This window comes from Planctomycetota bacterium, assembly GCA_038746835.1.
Lineage (GTDB): Bacteria > Planctomycetota > Phycisphaerae > Tepidisphaerales > Tepidisphaeraceae > JBCDKH01.
This window is the reverse complement of the sequence record JBCDKH010000063.1, coordinates 1-17,531: the sequence shown is the minus strand read 5'-3', so window position 1 is coordinate 17,531 and position 17,531 is coordinate 1. Positions and strand designations below refer to the sequence as shown.

The window sequence follows — 17,531 nt, the reverse complement described above, 5'->3', positions numbered from 1 at the left end:
GGGGGCGCTTCCGGTGGAATCGTCAGAAGCGCCCGCTCACGCGGGCGGCTAAGTCACGCACTACGCGAAGCACTCGTCGACCGACTTGACAAAAGACCACTGCTGCGATCGCAACCCTGCGTTGGCCGGATTGGCTTCGATGTACCGCTTGGTGCGCACGCAGTCCGCGCGATCGAACAGGAACACCGATCAACCACCCTTGACCCACGGCTTCTTTCCCGGACGCGGGTTGTCGTTCGTCTCGTTGAGCTGCCGCGTCGCAGCCGCTTTGAAACCGCCGATGATCTGCTTGGCGTCGCAACCGGTGTTCCGCATCGCAACGTGCACGTGATCCGGCATCACGCAGCAGGCGAAAACGCGGTAGTCGAAGTCGTTCGCGATCTGCCCGATGGCGAGTGCGACGGTCTTGGCTTGCTTGCCGGTCAACCGAACGGGCGGGTCGTTCATCTCCCGCCTGGTTGCCTCGCGAAGTTGCCGATCGTGAGGACTCTTCGCGAGTGAACGGGACGTGGAAACCGTCCTTGCTGGCCCACCGACGTCGTGCAAGCGTCGATTGCCGACGTAGGTCGACCAGCTGCCGCGAGGGTCGTTGGGGAGCCAGAAGCCGTAGCAGCCCCAAGTGAGGTGGAGGGCGACGACGGGGCGGGACATTGCGGGCAAGGTAGCAGAAGCGCCCGCTCACGCAGGCAGCTAACTGTCGTCGCGGATCTCGACTCGGAGATCCTTCTCGAACTGCTCGACGCCCGGGCGAAGTGCCGCGTGATCCACACGCCTCGCCGCGGCGAGCCAGCGGGTTTGCCAGCCGCGGAGTTCGGCGAAGTCGGCGAGCCGCTTCTTGTCGCCACGGTCGTACTTGCGGTGCCACTTGCGGGCGATGACGTTAATCGAATCGAAACTGCCCAGGCCCGTCATCGCCTTGGCTTCGGCGTCAAGCGACGCGTCCTCGGCGGCCTGCTCGAACTGATGCAGGGCGTGCAGCAGAATGCTCGTGCCGCGGTTCATCGAGGCCATGGTGCAGCAGCGTACCGGTTCATGCGGTATGGTGCGGCCATGCGTCGTTTTCTCGCTGCTGCCGGTCTGTTGTCGCTCGTGGGTCTTGTCGGCTGCCAGTCGACCTCCGACAAGGCCGAGCAGAAGGCCGAACGGCAGGGACAGAAGGTTGAGCAGCGTCTGGACGAGAAGACCGACCGCGAGGTCGATCGCATGCTGGATCGGCTGTTTGATTAGAGATCCAGCCGCTGCTTCCACTCATCCAGTTGCTTGCGGAGGGGCTCGCCTCCCGCGGCGCCGGCAGACTGGTATCGCGCGACGACGCTCTTCGCGCCCAAGGCATCGAACACGTCCTGCTCGATGACGTCGCTCGCCTGCTGGAACTCGTCGAGCGTCAGGTCTTCGAGCTTCGTCTTGCCCTCGCGTTCGCACTTGGCGACGAGGCCGCCGACGATTTGGTGGGCGGTGCGGAAGGGGACGCCCTTGACGACGAGGTACTCGGCCAAGCTCGTCGCATCCATGAACCCGCCCTCGCAGGCGGCCTCGCATTTGTCCTTCACGAACTCCGTGTTGTTCACAATCGCCGCGGCCATCGTGAGGCAGGAGCTGACGGTGTCGTAGGCGGCGAAGACGTGGCGTTTGTCTTCTTGGAGGTCGCGGTTGTAGCCGATGGGCAGGCCCTTGCAGATGGTGAGGAGGGCGACGAGGTTGCCATAGACGTTGCCGCACCGGCCTCGGATGAGCTCGAGCATGTCGGGGTTGCGTTTCTGCGGCATCATCGAGCTGCCGGTGGTGTACTTGTCGGCGGTCTTGATGAAGCCGAACTCAGCGCTGCTGTAAACAATCCACTGCTCGGCCCAGCGGGATAAGTTCATGGCGATGCGTGCGCATCCGTAGACGAAGTCGACAGCAGAGTCTCGCGATGAGGTTCTCTCGATACTGCTGTGGACGATGTTTACGAAGCCGAGAGTGTGCGCAGTTTTTGCCGAGTCGAGAGGTAGCGAAGACCCTGCAATTGCGCCGGCGCCTAGCGGTGACCAGTGTCGAGCCCATCCGGTAGCGTGTGAGACTGGGAACGAACCGTGCCAGAAGAAATGAAGCCATGCCAAAGATTCGGCTGCCGCACTGATTGGCTGAGCTCTCTGAAGGTGCGTGTATGACGGCATCACAACTTCGATTGAGCGATCGCCGAGCGACACGAACGCCTTCTTTAAGTCACCGACCTTGTGACCTAGTTCAGTGCCAGCACCAACGATCCAAAGCAATAGATCCGTCGCCACTTGGTCGTTCCGGCTCCGCCCCGTGTGCAGCTTGCGGCCCGGCTCGCCGACCTTGTCGATGAGGGCTTTCTCCACGCACATGTGGATGTCCTCGTACTGCTTGTCGAACCCCGGCCAGGCCGGGCCGTGTTCGTCGATCTCGGCCTCGATCTCACGAAGGCCGCGTTCGATGGCGGCGCGGTCGTCCTCGGTGATGAGGCCGACCTTGGCGAGCATGGCGGCGTGGGCGAGGCTGCCGGCGATGTCCTGCTTGTACAGCCGCCAGTCGTAGCTGACGCTCTCGACAAAGTCTTGCCCGAGGGCGTCGGTCGCCTCGGCGATGCGGGCCTGCCAGCTCTTTTGTTCGCTCATGGCGGCACGCTACGAACGACCCACTCCGTCATCCTGAGCGAGCGAATGCGAGTCGAAGGACCTCGCCCGTGAGCCGATGGCGACTCCAGACGAGGTCCCTCGGCTGCGCTCGGGATGACGGATAAGGCGTTAGCTCAGCCCGGTGATCAACCCGTGGCAGTGCTCGTTGCGGAGTTCGAGGGTGTATTCGCCGACGATCTGGCCGGACTCGCGGTCGCCGGTGCGGGCGAGTGGTTTGTAGCCGAAGCTGCGACCGGCCAGCGGCAGGACACTCGCCCGGCTGCTGTCGAGCAGCAGCACCGACCCGCCCGGCATCGCCCGGCTCAGCACGACCCGGCAGACACCGAAGTCGCTCTCGTAGATGCCGATCGCGTCGCGATACGTCTCGGCACTGCTGGCAAAACGACGCTGCGGCAGGCCGAACTGGTTGATCGCCCGCTTCTGCTTTCCGCCGACGACGATGGTGTCGACCGTCGTCCCGCCGCCTTGCCAGATGGTGCGGAGGGCAAGGTTGAGCTGCTCCTCGGTGAGCGCCGTGTCGGCCGGAAAGCCGTCGGTGCCGGGTGTGAAGCGGTGACTCGCGACGGAGGCCACGATGCCGCGCATCGACCGAGGACGAATGGCGTTGCCGGCTGGGTTACCCGCGGGCGGCGACGCGTCGGCCGCTCCGCCGACGATGCTGAGTTCGAGGTCACGCAGCAACTCGCGGAGCCGCATCGCCTTCTGGTACTCAAGCTCGTCGTCGACGCCGGCCTGAGCGACAGCCAGTTCGCTGCCACTGACCTCAACGGTGGACGCGAAGATCTGCGTCGTGTTGCTCTGGCGCGTGCGGTTGGTGAACCGCGAGGCGGCCGCGTCGGCACCTTCGAGCGTCGGGTTCGACAGCACCTGCATCGTCAGTCCTGCGGCCGGATCGGGGCCGAGGGGCGTGTTGCCGTACTGACGCGAGACGCTGAAGTCGGCGGGCGTCGCGACGGATTCGACACGCATCACCTCGGGCGAGTCGACGATGCGAATGAGGTCGTACTGCCGGACGACGTCGACCTCGTTCACGCCGACCCACTCGGAGTCGGTGAAGCTGCCGACGGTGACGGTGTTGGCCAGCGGCGTGTCTTCCATCCACTCGTGGACGACGCCGCGGGCGGGGCGAAGCGGATCGCCGAGCAGGTCGAGCAGCGGCGTCTCGTTGGCGGCGGCGATGGCGACGAGGTCGGCGACGTCATCGACGTGCTCGGGCAGATCGGCACCGGCGGAATAGGTGGCTTTTCCAGTGAAAGGCATAAATGGGGGGGGCCAGAGAAATCAGAGGGAGAGAGACGAATCAGCCGCGGCGGAAGCGGCGGCGAAGCGAGAGGTACTCGGCGAGTTGCCGGCCGACGGGACGCTCGCGGAGCGTCTCGGCGAGGCGTGCGAAGCGACGTCGCGCGTTGTCCACGTCGTTCGGCTGAGCGTCGACGCGACGTGCCGGTGGAGGACTCGAAACGACGACGGGCTCCGGCTCGTCGGCCGCGTCGATCTCGACGGTGACGTCCACATCGGGTGGCGATTCGGGAGCGGGTGGGGCGGGTTGGTCTTCGGTGTCGTTCATGGGGCGAAGGGGAAGAAGAAAAGAGAACAGCACCGGCTACCGGGCCGAACGTGGGGCGGCCAAGAGGTGGGTTTGTGCGTCGAGCCGAATCGGCCTCGATGCACCCCGAAAGGAACGCCTGCCCCACGCCCGGCCCGGTGGCCGGTGCGACGACGGGTTCACGTGTCCGATTGCCGATAGCCGAGTTCGCGCAGGACCGTCTCGTCCGGCACGCCCAGCCGCTGCTTGGCGGCGGCCTGGTCCAGTCTCGACGACTCGTCCACCGGAATCGGATCGGGCCAAACGATGCGGATGCGACGCTCTTCAGGCGTCGTCGCGAACAAGCCGGCCGCATCGAGCCAGTGGAGCGCGAGCTCACACGCGACGGCGATGCCGCTGCCGTAGTTGGCACGCTTGCGGGCAGTCCGGGCCAGGAGCGACTGGAACGTCAGGCGAAGGGCGGACGCACTGGTGAGATTGCCGACGCGACCTCGGATGGCACCGCTGGCGACGGGATTGACGCCGCTCGCCTTGTCGAGGGCTTCGCGTACTTCCGCGATCGCCGCCGACTCGGCCGGGTTGGCCGGTGCCTCTCCGCCGAACTCGATGATGTTGGCCTCGGTGTTGTCGGTCTCCCACATCTGACCGGGCGCGATCTTCTGATTCAGGAAGCCGTCGACGCCCACGCCGAGATACATCCGCATGCTGTGCAGGGCCACGCGGTACGCGCGGTCGCTGAGACGCGTGTTGAGCTCGTCCTGCAGCGGAATCAGCGGCTCGACGTCTCCGGCCCCATGCCAAGCGAACGGCCGAACGATGTTCTGGACGTGTGCGACCGGAACGCGTCCGAGCGGGTGCCGACCGGACCGGACGAGCTTGCCGTCGTGGTAGACGTGCCAGCCGCGTGGGCCGATGGCTTCGACAACGAGTGTCTCCTGCGGGTCGACGCGTGTGCCGGCACCGAAGAGCCTCGATAGCCAAGCCCGGTCAGGCGTCTCGGCGGACGTCTCATCGCGCGGCAAGCGGTAGACCTGCAGGTGGACGCACATCCGGTTGTCCGCCTCGTGCAGAATCGGCATCGAGCGGGCGGGCTCGACGAGTTCGAGACGAACGCGGCGAGCCAGGTCGACCGTCGCGTAAGCCATGGCACCGTCGTCGGCAGTCGCGCCGAGGTTGGCGACGTCGCAGGCAGGCAGGGCGTCGGCTTCGTCGAGGAGCTTGACGAGCACATCGACGCCGCCGTGCACGCTGCCGACCAGGGCCATCTTCTGCAGGAACGCGAGTCCGCCGTTGGCAGCGATGACGCCGCGGAGCAGGTCACCGATGAGCGTCGATCGCTCCGGATCGGTCGCGGCGGACTCGATCGTGACGGGCTGGCCGAACAGGAAGTCCACGCCCGCGTCGATGCGCCAGCCGATGTCGTTCTCGACGACGACCTCTTTGCGGGCGGGCGTCGCCGGCAGGCCCTGGAACGGCTCGGGACCCGCCGTGTAGCCGGTAACGCGCGCAGGCAGGCCCCACTCCTGCGCCTGTCGATACGGCCTTCCCGAGGCGACGCCTTCGGGCGCAGCCAGGTCGGGGGAAGGGCGATGCGGGTTCGCGTAGTAGAGCCAGAGCCGGCGGTGCAGACGGCCGTCGTCGTCGAGCAGGGCGTCGACGGCCTCGGCGATCTGCCGAGCGGCGGCGTTGGTGCCGTTGAGCATCGGATGGGACTGCTCGTGCGGCTCGACAAGCGAACTCAGGTCGTAGCGGGGTTGCGTCACGACCCCCGGCCGGGCGCTGCGCGCCGGCGGCCGCGGCGGTGACATTGGACGTCGATTTTGCCCGTGAACGCCGCTGGCAACGCGCCAGCGACGATGCGGCGGGTGATTGGCGTCGGCCGGGTGTTGCGCGGCCGTGCGTTATGGGCCGACGGCGGAGGGTGCTGGTGGTTGATTCACCCTCTGCCTCTCATTAACGTCACGACCCCGCCTTGCCGGACCGGTCGCGTCCGGCTGCGCTGTCGACCTGGTCGGCGGCTCGCCATCCGTCGCCTACGAGCACGTCCTGTGAACGTCATCCGTCGAGCCGTCGTCACCACCGCCGTCGCTGCACTTTGCAGCATGATCGTCCCGGCGGCCGGGGCTCAGGAGCAGGAGCCCGTCGAGCAGGTGCCCGACAACGTGCTGCAGAGCAATGACGCCGGCGCGATTACGCGGTCGCTCCAGGGCTTTTTCAACACGCAGATCCCACGGCTCTCCGGCGACTCCAACGCCGTCTCCAAGGCCAAGGAAGCACTGGTCCAACCCGTCGCCGGCACGTCCAGCACGACCTTCAGCGACGCCTATAGCCGCGAACTCGCGCGAGCCGTCGCTCCCCTCTACGGCAACAACGGCACCAGGCTTTCGGCACGGCTGGCCGGGGCCGTTGCGGTGGAGCAGGTCGCCAGCCGGACGCCCGGAACCCGCCTGGTCGATGTGGTCGAGTCGATCCTGGAAGACGACGCGGCTGCTGTTTCGATCTGGGGCATTAAGGCGGCGCGTCCGCTCGCCTCGTTCTCGACACGCGTCGCGGCCGGGGAAGACCCGCTCATCTCCGGCATCGTCAATGCTGCAAAGAAGCATGACGAAGAGGGCTTCGTCGCACACGAGGCGATGATGGTGCTGCAGGATGTCGGCGGCGGTGGCTTCATGGGTGGCGCTGAGAACGTCGTCGTCGTCGACCGCTGGAAGCCCGCCGTCGTGGAGGCCGTGCTCGAGATCATCGAGCATCGCCTCGAGCTTTACGGCCCGCCGGCTGAGGGCGAAGTCGCGCCGACGTATCCGTCCGTCCCGCTCGCCGATCGCCCCGGAACGCTGCTTCTGGCCAATCGGGACGTTTGGGAGCGGCTCGATCAGAACCTGAAGGTCCGTGTCCGGACGACGCTGGCCCGCCTGGCCCGTTCCGCCGGGAATGCCGCCGCCATCGCTCAAAACGCACGTCGCGATACGGACGACGAGGACCTCGAACGCGAGCTCGCGGATCAGCGGGACGAGCTTCGCGGCGTCTTGACCAGTGCCGCCCAGTCGCTCATCGAGATCGCCGGGTTCGAGAGCCGGCCGGCCCTTGCGACGGCGGCCCGCAACGTGGCCGAACTTCCCAAGAGTGCCTCGTCCGACCAGATTCGCGAGCGTGTGACCGCGATGATCGCCGCCGCCGAGGTGGAGCTGCCGGACGACGCATCGGCCGATGCCGCCGAGTAGACGCGGTTCTTGAAGCCTGATGACACGGAGCCACTTCCGCCCCGGCAGGGCGTTGCGTACGGTGTGCTGCTGCGGACGCGTCTGTCCGCTTGGAGTCGCCTCATGCCGATGTTGAAGACCCTCGTTCGTTCTGCCGCTCTGGCCTTGGTTGTTCCATTTGCCCTTGCCGGTTGCGGCGATGGTGACGGCGTCGACAGTGAGCCGCCGGAAATCAACATGGACGCCGAGGCCGAGTTCGTCTTCGCCAATCGCGGCGAGGTGACGATGCTCGACCCGAACCAGATGTCCTGGATGCAGGACATCCGCATCGGCCAGGGGCTGTTCGAGGGCGTCTACCGACTCGACGCTGCCACGCTCGAGCCGATCCTCGGCGTTGGGAGCGAAGTCACCCACAGCGACGACTTCCGCACCTGGACCATCCAACTGCGCGACGATGCCAAGTGGTCCAACGGCGATCCGGTCACCGCAGATGACTTCGTCTTTGCGTGGCGGCGAAATCTCCGCGAGCGCGGCTACTACAGCAAGCTCGTGGAAGACTACGTCTCCGGTGCCAAGACCTACGCCGAGGCCTATCGCGACGATCCCGCGTCGGCTGACTTCTCGAAGGTCGGCATCAAAAAGCTGGGCGACCTGGAGCTTCGCGTCGACCTCGCCGCACCGGTGACGTTCTTCCCTGATCTGCTGACCTTCACGGTCTTTTGGCCGATGCACGAGGCGTCGATGGAGCCACACAAGGAAGTCGGCGAGGACGGCCGCATCCGCTACAACGCGGACTGGTGGCGTCCGGGCAGCCTCGTCGGCAACGGTGCGTACAAGCTGGCCCGCAACGACCTCAAGCAGGGCCAGACGCTCGAGATGAACGAGCACTACTGGGACGCAATCAACACCAAGAGCCGCACCGTTCGCAGCGTCTCGCCCATCGAACACGAGCTCGCCTACCAGCGGTACTCGCGCGGCCAGATCGACTGGCTGACCGACATTCCCGGCACGTTCGCGTACAACATGCAGCAGGCCGGCCGCGAGGACCTCTCGGTCTTCCCCGCCTTCGGCACGTACTTCTGGTCGTTCAACACCGACCCCAAGCTCCGCGACGGCAGCGACAATCCGCTGGCCGACAAACGCGTCCGGCAGGCGCTGTCGATGGCCGTCGACAAGACGCAGATCGTCGAGAACATCACCCGCATGGGGCAGATGCCCACCAGCGTTTACGTGCCGAAGAACCTGGAGTATTTCCCGGGCTACCAGCATCCCGAAGGCCTGCCCTTCGACATCGAACGGGCCAAGGAACTGCTGGCCGAAGCAGGGTACGAGGACGGTGAGGGCTTCCCCAACGTGAAGCTGCTCTTCAACACCGGCACCGGCGACCACGAGCAGATCGCCGTCAACCTGCAGCGTCAGTGGCGGCAGAACCTGGGCATCACCTTCGACCTCGAGCCCGTCGAGATCGCCCAGTTCAAGGATCGCTACAAGCCCGAATACAGCGACGAAGAGGAAGACGGCCTGCGTGCCGGCGACTTTGCCATCACGCGCGGCAGCTGGTACGGCGACTACATGGACGTGAGCACCTTCACCGACAAGTACAAGTCCGACAGCCTCAACAACGAGGCCGGCTGGGTCAACGCCGAGTACGACCGCCTCGTCGCCGAGGCCAAGCAGACCGAGGATCCGCAGGCCCGCCTCGACCTCCTCAGCCAGGCCGAAGCGCTCCTCCTCGAAGAGGCTGCGATCCTCCCGCTCTACCACTACCAGAACACGTTCATCAAGAACCCCGCCGTCACGGGCATTCCCGAAAACGCTCGGAACATGGTGATGCTGCAGAACGTCGAGACGCCGCGGTCCACGGGACCGGGCGCCTCCGGCAACCAGACGGCTTCTGCGGAGTGATTCAACGGGACAACGAGCCCCGAGCGTGAACGCGGGGCTCCGGTCGTTCGTGCAGAACCCCACGCTCACGCTCAGGGCTCGTCTTCTTCTCACATGCTGCGATTCATCGCGATACGGGTTCTGCAGTTCCCGCTCATCCTCGCCGCGATCTACCTGATCACCTTCGCCCTGGCCTGGGTCGCGCCGGGCGATCCGTTCAGCGCGCAGACCGAAGGCAACGACCCGCAGCGCGTCCAGGAGCTTCGCGAGCGATTCAACGTCACCAGCAGCTGGGACTTCCTCACGACCTATCCGGTGAACCTGCTCCGGGGCGAGTTCGGGCCGAGCTTCTCCGTTCGCGACAAGACCGTCGGCCAGATCATCGCCGACACGCTTCCCGTCTCGCTCGCTGTCGGAGGCCTGGCCATCGTCATCGCGACGGGCGTCGGCATCGCCATCGGGACGCTCGCCGCCGTCCGGCGTGACGGCGTGCTCGACTTCGTGTCGCTCTCCATTGCGCTCATCGGCGTGAGCGTGCCGAGCTTCGTTGTCGCGGTCACGCTGCTCAGTTCCTTCGCCTATGGGCTCGAACTGCTCCCGCTGGGCGGCTGGCCGCCCGGCTTCTCGCAGCCGGATGCCTACCTCGACCTCGATCCCGGGCTTCGTGAAACCGTCGTCGCCGAAGACGGGCAGGTGACGTACGAGTGGAACCTCAGCTTCGGCCAGCAGGTTCAGCTCTTCTTCGCCGCCATTCCGGACTACCTGCGGCACATGCTGCTTCCAGCGCTCGCGCTGAGCCTGCTGCCGATGGCGTACATCACGCGGCTGACACGCGTCAGCATGATCGACGTCCTCGGCAACGACTACATCCGCACCGCTCGGGCCAAGGGCGTCGGCCGACTCCGCGTCATCTTCAAACACGCCCTCCGCAACGGCCTTCTGCCGGTCCTGTCCTTCCTCGGCCCGGCGACGGCGAACATCCTCGTGGGCTCTTTCATCGTCGAAACCATCTTCAAACTGCCGGGCCTGGGCACGTTCTTCATCAACAGCGTGACGGCTCGCGACCAGCCGCTGATCCTCGGCACGGTGATGGTCTACAGCGTGCTCCTCCTGTCGCTGAACCTCGTCGTCGACGTGCTCTACGGCATCGTCGACCCGCGCATCAGCCTGACGGAGGGCGGCAAGTGACTCAGGCGTCCACCGACCAGATCAGCACGGACGACAAGCCGGGCGTGATCGACATGGCAGCGCGTCGCTCGCCGCCGCCGGATGCGCTGTGGCGTCAGGTGCTGCGATCGCCGCGCGTGCTCGTGGGCGGAGGCGTCTTGCTGGTCATCACGCTCTTCTGCCTCGGCACGATGCCGTGGACCGTGCTGATGGACTCGTCGGACCTCTTCTACGACCAGGCCTTTGTCGGCGGGATCAACGAGGGTCCCGAGGGCAACGTGCCGGGTCTGATGGGCTACGACGCCGACGGCCGGAGCGTGCTCGGGCGATCGCTGCTCGGCGGGGTCATCTCGCTCGCGGTCGGCGTGGCATCGGCGGCGATCAGCGTCTTCCTCGGCGTGGGCGTGGGCCTGATCGCGGGATATGCCGGCGGCAAGGTCGACGCGACCCTCATGCGCATCGTCGACATCATCTACGGCCTGCCGTACATCCTGCTGGTCATCCTCTTCAAGGTCGGCCTCGAACGTCCGACCGAAGGCATCTTCGACGACCTCGGCTTTGAACGCCCCGGCATGGCGGCCTCGCTGACCGTCATGTTCCTCGCAATCGGCCTGGTCAGCTGGCTGACGATGGCCCGCGTGGTCCGTGGCCAGGTGCTGAGCCTCCGCGCCCAGCCCTTCATTGAGGCCGCCCGTGCCGGCGGCGTTGGCCCGGGACGCGTCTTCCTGCGCCACCTGCTGCCGAACCTCATCGGCCCGATCCTGGTCTACGCGACGCTGACCATCCCGCAAGCGATCCTGCAGGAAAGCTTCCTGAGCTTCCTCGGCATCGGCGTCGTAGCCCCACTGCCGTCCTGGGGCAGCCTCGCCAACGCTGGGCTCAGGCCCGCATTCGACCCATTCGACAGTGCCTGGTGGCAACTGCTGTTTCCCTGCCTGCTCTTGGCGGTTACGCTCCTGAGCCTCAACTTCCTCGGCGATGGCCTGCGCGACCTCTTCGACCCCAAACGCGAGGGTGCCAAGCTCTGAGTGTTTGGAGCATCGCTGAAACCGGCGAAGCACGTCGCACGTACCGTTCCGGAACGCCATGGAAAACCGCTTCAGCGTCAAGGACTTCTTCCTGTTCGGCCTGATGATCGCCTTGATCATCGTCGTTGTGTTGGCGATGGTTCAGTTCGACCGCCAGTACGACAACATCCGTGACCTAAGGCAGGACAACACCGCGCTCGCAACCGATCTGAGCCAAATCCGCAACGGGCTGCGCGATCTCGATGAGTCGCTCACTGAACTCCGCGAAAGTGGCATCGCATTCTCGCCCGGCGGAGGAGTTGATGGAAACGGAACCGCCAACCTGATCGAGCGTGGCGTCGGCAGGACAGGCGAAAGCGATCCGTTTTACCAGCTCAAGGAGGTCGAGACCGATTCCCAGTTCGCCCGCGGCGGCTGGTTCCGCGACGGCTTCGGGACGAAGATCGGACGACTCACGCCATTCGTCAGCGGCGACGTCTACCAGAACTGGGTCGAGCTCTTGGTGATGGAGACGTTGGCGACGCGCGACCCGTACACCCTCGAGTTCCTTCCGCGATTGGCCCGCGGCTGGCAGATCAGCGAGGACGGCTTAGAGATGACTTTCAAGCTTCGCAAGGGCGTCAATTTCAGTGATGGCCAGCCGCTCGACGCCGACGATGTCATCTTCACGTTCGATTGGATCAAGAATCCTGAGGTGCAAGCCGACCGAGTTCGTAGCTTTCTGACGACGGTCGAAAAGGTCGAAAAGGTCGACGAGCTGACCGTGAAGTTCACGTTCAACGAGCCGAAGTTCAACAACTTCGAGTCGGTCGCCGGCGTTCCGATTCTCGCCGAGCACTTTTATGAGCAGTACACCCCAGGGCAGTTCAATGAGCACGTCGCCCTCATGCTCGGAAGCGGGCCGTACAAGCTCGAAGCAGGCCCCGATGGTTGGACGCCGACGGGCGAAGGCGTGGTGCTCGTCCGAAACGAGCGCTACTGGGGCACACCTGGCACATTTGAACGCATGATCTTCGACGAGGTCCAGGAAGACGTCGCCCGAATGGTGAATTACACCAACCAGGACGTCGACATCCTCCGCGTCAACCCCGAGCAGTACACGACTCTCCGCAATGACGAGTCGGCCCAGGAGTTCACGAACTACATCGAGTACACGAGCGCTTACAGCGGCTACCTCTACATCGGCTGGAACCAAGCCGTTCGAACCGAAGGCGAGGATCCGGAGCCAACGAAGTTTGCCGACAAGCGTGTCCGGCAGGCGATGACGCTCATGCTGGACCGCGACCGCATGGCCGAAGAGTTGTTCCTCGGCTACGCGCAGACGGCCAGCGGTCCATTCATCCCGAGCAACCCGCAGTCGAATCCCGACATCGAGCCGTGGCCCTACGACCCGGAGCGCGGCCGGGAGATTCTGGCCGAACTCGGATGGGAAGATCGCGACGGCGATGGCGTCATCGAAGACGAACAGGGCAACCCCTTCCGCTTCAAGTTGATTTACCCAGGAACAAGTGATCTCTGGGAAAAGGTCGTGCTGTTCATGCGCGACAACTTTGCCCGCGGTGGCGTGATCATGGAGCCCGAGCGACTCGACTGGCCCGTCCTCGTTGACCGCCTCAACGCCGGCAACTTCGAGGCGATCACGCTCGGATGGAGCAGCACGGTCGAGAGCGACCCGTACCAGATTTTCCACTCCTCGCAGGCCGCCGGGCAAGGCGACAATCGCACAAACTACGCGAATCCAGAGCTCGACGCCCTCATCGACGAGGCTCGGACAACGATTGATCGCGACGCACGGATGAAGCTCTGGAACGAGGTCCACGCCGTCCTCCACGAGGACCAGCCATACACGTTCCTGTTCTTCCGGCAACAGTTGCGAGCGGTCAATCAGCGTGTGCAGGGCGTGGACAAGAGCACCGTTGGGCTGAATTGGGAGCCGCTCAACTCCGGCATCATTCCGTGGTTTATTCCCCAAGGGCAGCAACGATTCGCCGAATAGTCGTGAGCCAGGACCACAACCAACCGCTCCCACGATGATCGGCTACCTCGCCCGGCGCATCCTCCTGTTCATTCCGACGCTGCTCGGGGCGACGTTCCTCGTCGTGATGATCATGGAGCTCGCGCCGATCGACGTGGTCGAGAGTCTGCTACCGCCGACGGGCGAAATGAACCCCGCAGCTCGCGAGGAGCGCGAAGCCTACCTCAATGCGCGGTACGGACTCGATGCAAGTGGACCGGAGAAGTGGGCACGGTGGGTCAACAACGTCTCGCCGATCGGTTTGCAAACCTGGAAGTACGACGATCCGGCGGTCGTCGAGCAACGAGCAGAGTTGCGCGCTTTCAGAGAGCGCATCGAGTCCGAAGTCGAGGCCGAGGTTGAGGCGGCGAACCCCGACCTCGTGGCAGCACGCAATGATCAGGACACGCCGTCCGACGAGCGCATCCAAGCGATCCAAACGCTTCGCGATTCCGTCAAGGAGCGACTCACCGAACTGGAAGATGAGCAGAACTTCTCTCCCATGAGCGGCGACATCCGCTGGGACAAGCTGCCCATCAAAACGCCGGATCTCGGCAACAGCATCCGGCAGAGTCGGCCGAACTGGGACATCATCAAAGAGGCGTTGCCAATCACGCTGATTCTGCAGCTCATCAGCATACCGACTGCTGTCGCCATTAGCCTCATCACCGGCATCTGGTCTGCCAAGCACCGCGGCGCGTGGCAGGACTGGGGTACTGGAGGCGTGCTGCTCGCACTCTTCAGCATTCCGGTGATCTGGGTGGGAGTGATGGCGATCGGCTACTTCGCAAACGACCAATACATCAACTGGTTCCCGACGGGCGGGACGACCGACCTGCGCAGCGACAGTTTTCCCTTTTTCCCACGCTTTGCGGGAGAGGCCGGCTTCCAACGAGGTTTCCTCCTCGACTCGATCTGGCACATCGCGTTGCCCGTGGTCTGTCTCACCTATGCCCAGTTCGCCTACCTCTCGAAGCTGACGCGTGGCAGCATGCTCGAAGTGCTCGGGGCCGACTACATCCGGACGGCACGAGCCAAAGGGCTTGCTCCCAACACGGTGCTGCTTCGCCACGGCTTTCGAACCGCGCTCATTCCCGTTATCACGTTCCTCGCGGCGTTGCTGCCAGTGATCATCACCGGGTCAATCGTGATCGAAACGATCTTCGGCATCAATGGCATGGGTCGCTTGGTCATCGAGTCGCTGAAAAACAACGACATCGAGCTATTCCTGACCGTCACGTTGTTCACGATTCTTCTCAAGCTGGTCGCTTATCTCCTCGCTGACATTGCCTACGTCGTCGCGGACCCACGCGTCTCCTACAGCGGCGGGAGCTCGGCATGACCCAGCAGCAGTCGGGATCACATGACAACCAGCACGGAGCGTTCGGAGCCGCTGTCTCGCCAGCGGATGCACAAGGGAGTCTCGCGGACGACACGTCGGAAGGGGACGCTGATCGATCACTGAAGAGACCGCAGCGAAGCCCGCTGCACCAAGCCCTGGTTGACACTTTCGGCCACACCGGTGCGCGGATCGGTGCTGCGTGGGTGTCCACGCTTGTCCTGCTCGCCGTCTTCGCGCCGTTCCTTGCTAACAGTCAGCCCTACGCGATCAAGGCCGCAGACGGCACATGGTCGTCTCCCCTCTTACGAACGGTGACAGCGTTGGACGTGACGCTCGTCTTGTGTCTCCTGGGCGTGGTCGTTCTGACCGTCAGCCGCCGATTCGTGGCGTTCCGTTTCGGGCACGCCTTGCTGATCATGCTTGGGATCGTCGCGACGGCGGGGGTGAGCGGCCTGCTCTACGCCGACCCGCCTGAGAACGTGGTGTTCGAGGAGTACCGCGAGGGTCTCGCCGACGGTCGGTACCAGCGCGCGGTTTTCGCCCCGATTCCGTACAGCCCGAACGATCGCCTGCGGGATCAACCCGGCATCGCCCGCACGCCGCCCACCTGGTCCATCGGTGCCGATGACAACAGGTATCCCGACGTCACCCGCAAATCGATCGGCAGCTACCACTGGCTCGGAACCACCGTCTTCGGCGAAGACCTGCTGAGCCGAATGATCTGGGCGACGCGGATCGCCCTCGCGATCGGATTCGTCGCAACGGGCATCAGCACGCTTGTCGGCGTTACAGTCGGTGCCGTCATGGGCTATGCCGCCGGCTGGACCGATCTGCTGCTGATGCGCGGCATCGAGATTCTCGAGGCCGTCCCACGACTGATCGTGCTGCTGATCGTCACCGTCATCATCGGTCGGAAGGACATCTTCGTGATGATGACCGTCATCGGGCTCATCAGTTGGACGAGCGACGCGCGCTTCATTCGCGCCGAGTTCCTAAAGCTGCGCAAGCAGGACTTCGTTCAAGCCGCCAACGCGGTCGGTCTCCCTGTTCCACGCATTCTCTTCCGCCACATCTTGCCTAACGGCGTGGCACCGGTCCTGGTCAACGCCAGCTTCGGCATCGCCGGAGCGATCCTGCTCGAGAGCATCCTCAGCTTCCTCGGCCTCGGCCTAGAAGCCAAAGATCCGTCGTGGGGCCAGTTACTCAACCAGGCACGCACGGGTGGCACGGGCTTCAACTGGTGGATCGCGACCTTCCCCGGCCTCGCGATCTTCCTGACCGTCTTCGCTTACATCCTTATCGGCGAGGCGCTTCGCGACGCGTTGGATCCGAAGCTCAAGAAGGTGGGCTGAACACGCTGTTCAGGATGACGTCCCGCACGTCGGTGCTGTCGATCGACTCGTCTGCTGGGCCAAGATCGGACATGAGCAGCGGGCCCTGGTCGGGCAAGACGTCGGCGAGGCCGTGGCTTCCCTTGACGAGGGTCGCGTCCAGCGGCGTGACGTCGAGCAGGTTGCGGAAGCCGAGCTTGCGCGCCGCCAGCTTCGCGAGCAGCCGCGGCTTGGCACCGTCGGCCAGGAACAGCTCGACCGGGTCGTACCCCGGTTTCCGGTGAATATCGACGGTTCTCGCGTAGTCCGGAGCCAGGGCGTCGTCGTGCCAGAAGTAGTAGGTGAACCAGCAGCCGGGCTCGGCCAGGCAGACGATCTCGCCGCTGCGTGGGTGATCGAGCCCGCCGCGATCGGCACCGGCCAGCACCTGTGCCACGCCGGGCGTCTTCGCCAGCAGGCCGGCTACCGCCGATCGGTCCCGTCCGTCGCGGACGTAAACGTGGGCCACCTGATGATCCGCGACGGCAAACGCCCGGCTGGCCCCGGCGTCGAGGCGCTCGGTACCGAGCTCGTTCCGAACAGTCAGGTAGCCGGCGTCCCGCAGCACGCGATTCAGGTGCACCGGCGTGTCGACGGGCGAGATGTCGTACTCGCTCAGGATGACGACGCGTGCTCCGCGTCCGCGGAAGTGCTCGATGAGCCGGCCGACAACGGCGTCGATCGCGTGGAGCTCGTGCTGGAGCGTGCCATTTTCCTTGACTTTGGGACCTTCTTTCTGCAGCACGTAGTCGAGATGCGGCAGGTAGACGAGCGTCAGCGTCGGATCGAACCGCTCGTCGACCCGCATGGCCGCCCGCGCGATCCAGTCGCTGCACTCGATCCCCGCGGCCGGGCCCCAGAACTTGAACAAAGGAAACTGCCCCAGTTCCGCCTGCAGCTCGTCACGCAGGGTGCCCGGGTGCGTCCAGACGTCCGGCACCTTTCGCCCGTCGGCCGGGTACATGGGCCTGGGCGTGATGGTGTAGTCGGCACCGCAGTACATGGCGTACCACCAGAAGAGGTTGGCGCACGTGAAGCCGGCGTCGCGCTGCCGGGCCTCATCCCACAGGCGAGGCGTCTGCACCAGCCCGTCGGCCTGCTGCCAGAGGCGAATCTCCTGCGTGTCGCGGAAGTACCAGCCGTTGCCGATGATGCCGTGCTCGCTGGGCGTGGTGCCGGTCAGGTAGTTCGTCTGCGCCGTCGTCGTCACCGCTGGCAGAGCTGGGCGAATGGTCGAAACGTACCCGTTATCCCTGAATTCGCGAAGATTCTGCGTGTGCTCGCCAATCAGCGATTGCGTGAGGCCGACGACGTTGAGGACAACCGTCTTGTGCATCG

Annotated in this window: 15 protein-coding genes; 8 read left to right on the top strand and 7 right to left on the bottom strand. The window is 64.9% G+C overall.

Annotated features, from left to right (window positions below; all coding sequences use genetic code 11):
• Positions 1–189 precede the first annotated feature (189 nt).
• A complete protein-coding gene (locus AAGI46_08280; protein MEM1012204.1) occupies positions 190–651 on the bottom strand; it encodes a transposase in 462 nt (153 codons plus the stop codon).
• A gap of 39 nt (positions 652–690) precedes the next feature.
• Positions 691–1,011 (bottom strand): hypothetical protein, encoded by a 321-nt coding sequence (locus AAGI46_08275; GenBank protein MEM1012203.1) that lies wholly within the window; start codon positions 1,009–1,011, stop codon positions 691–693.
• 39 nt (positions 1,012–1,050) lie between these two features.
• On the opposite strand from AAGI46_08275, the gene AAGI46_08270 reads away from it, so the two are divergent.
• Positions 1,051–1,227: a hypothetical protein gene (locus tag AAGI46_08270; GenBank protein MEM1012202.1), complete on the top strand. Its 177-nt coding sequence runs from the start codon at positions 1,051–1,053 to the stop codon at positions 1,225–1,227.
• Here the strand turns inward: AAGI46_08270 and argH are convergent.
• The 4 genes from argH to AAGI46_08250 all read right to left on the bottom strand — a co-directional run bounded on the left by argH (position 1,224) and on the right by AAGI46_08250 (position 5,951).
• Positions 1,224–2,621, bottom strand: a complete 1,398-nt coding sequence (gene argH / locus AAGI46_08265; GenBank protein MEM1012201.1) for an argininosuccinate lyase — start codon at positions 2,619–2,621, stop codon at positions 1,224–1,226. The genes AAGI46_08270 and argH overlap by 4 nt on opposite strands.
• A 129-nt stretch (positions 2,622–2,750) precedes the next feature.
• Positions 2,751–3,902: a DUF5309 family protein gene (locus AAGI46_08260; protein MEM1012200.1), complete on the bottom strand. Its 1,152-nt coding sequence runs from the start codon at positions 3,900–3,902 to the stop codon at positions 2,751–2,753.
• A gap of 40 nt (positions 3,903–3,942) precedes the next feature.
• Positions 3,943–4,209, bottom strand: a complete 267-nt coding sequence (locus AAGI46_08255; protein MEM1012199.1) for a hypothetical protein — start codon at positions 4,207–4,209, stop codon at positions 3,943–3,945.
• Positions 4,210–4,367: 158 nt separating this feature from the next.
• A complete protein-coding gene (locus AAGI46_08250) occupies positions 4,368–5,951 on the bottom strand; it encodes a phage portal protein (protein MEM1012198.1) in 1,584 nt (527 codons plus the stop codon).
• Between the two features lie 285 nt (positions 5,952–6,236).
• Between AAGI46_08250 and AAGI46_08245 the strand changes: the two genes are divergently transcribed.
• The 7 genes from AAGI46_08245 to AAGI46_08215 all read left to right on the top strand — a co-directional run bounded on the left by AAGI46_08245 (position 6,237) and on the right by AAGI46_08215 (position 16,175).
• Positions 6,237–7,409, top strand: a complete 1,173-nt coding sequence (locus tag AAGI46_08245) for a hypothetical protein (protein MEM1012197.1) — start codon at positions 6,237–6,239, stop codon at positions 7,407–7,409.
• A gap of 102 nt (positions 7,410–7,511) precedes the next feature.
• Positions 7,512–9,293, top strand: coding sequence for a peptide ABC transporter substrate-binding protein (locus tag AAGI46_08240; protein MEM1012196.1), 1,782 nt, complete (start codon positions 7,512–7,514; stop codon positions 9,291–9,293).
• 93 nt (positions 9,294–9,386) lie between these two features.
• Positions 9,387–10,460, top strand: a complete 1,074-nt coding sequence (locus tag AAGI46_08235) for an ABC transporter permease (GenBank protein ID MEM1012195.1) — start codon at positions 9,387–9,389, stop codon at positions 10,458–10,460.
• Positions 10,457–11,467: an ABC transporter permease gene (locus AAGI46_08230; GenBank protein MEM1012194.1), complete on the top strand. Its 1,011-nt coding sequence runs from the start codon at positions 10,457–10,459 to the stop codon at positions 11,465–11,467. The genes AAGI46_08235 and AAGI46_08230 overlap by 4 nt, the downstream gene beginning before the upstream one ends.
• A 58-nt stretch (positions 11,468–11,525) precedes the next feature.
• Positions 11,526–13,463 (top strand): peptide-binding protein, encoded by a 1,938-nt coding sequence (locus tag AAGI46_08225; GenBank protein ID MEM1012193.1) that lies wholly within the window; start codon positions 11,526–11,528, stop codon positions 13,461–13,463.
• Between the two features lie 34 nt (positions 13,464–13,497).
• Positions 13,498–14,823, top strand: a complete 1,326-nt coding sequence (locus AAGI46_08220) for an ABC transporter permease (protein ID MEM1012192.1) — start codon at positions 13,498–13,500, stop codon at positions 14,821–14,823.
• A gap of 203 nt (positions 14,824–15,026) precedes the next feature.
• Positions 15,027–16,175, top strand: a complete 1,149-nt coding sequence (locus AAGI46_08215) for an ABC transporter permease (protein ID MEM1012191.1) — start codon at positions 15,027–15,029, stop codon at positions 16,173–16,175.
• Here the strand turns inward: AAGI46_08215 and AAGI46_08210 are convergent.
• Positions 16,159–17,531: nucleotide pyrophosphatase/phosphodiesterase family protein (locus AAGI46_08210; protein MEM1012190.1), on the bottom strand; the 1,373-nt coding region annotated here is incomplete at its 5' end. The two genes, AAGI46_08215 and AAGI46_08210, sit on opposite strands and share 17 nt — an antisense overlap.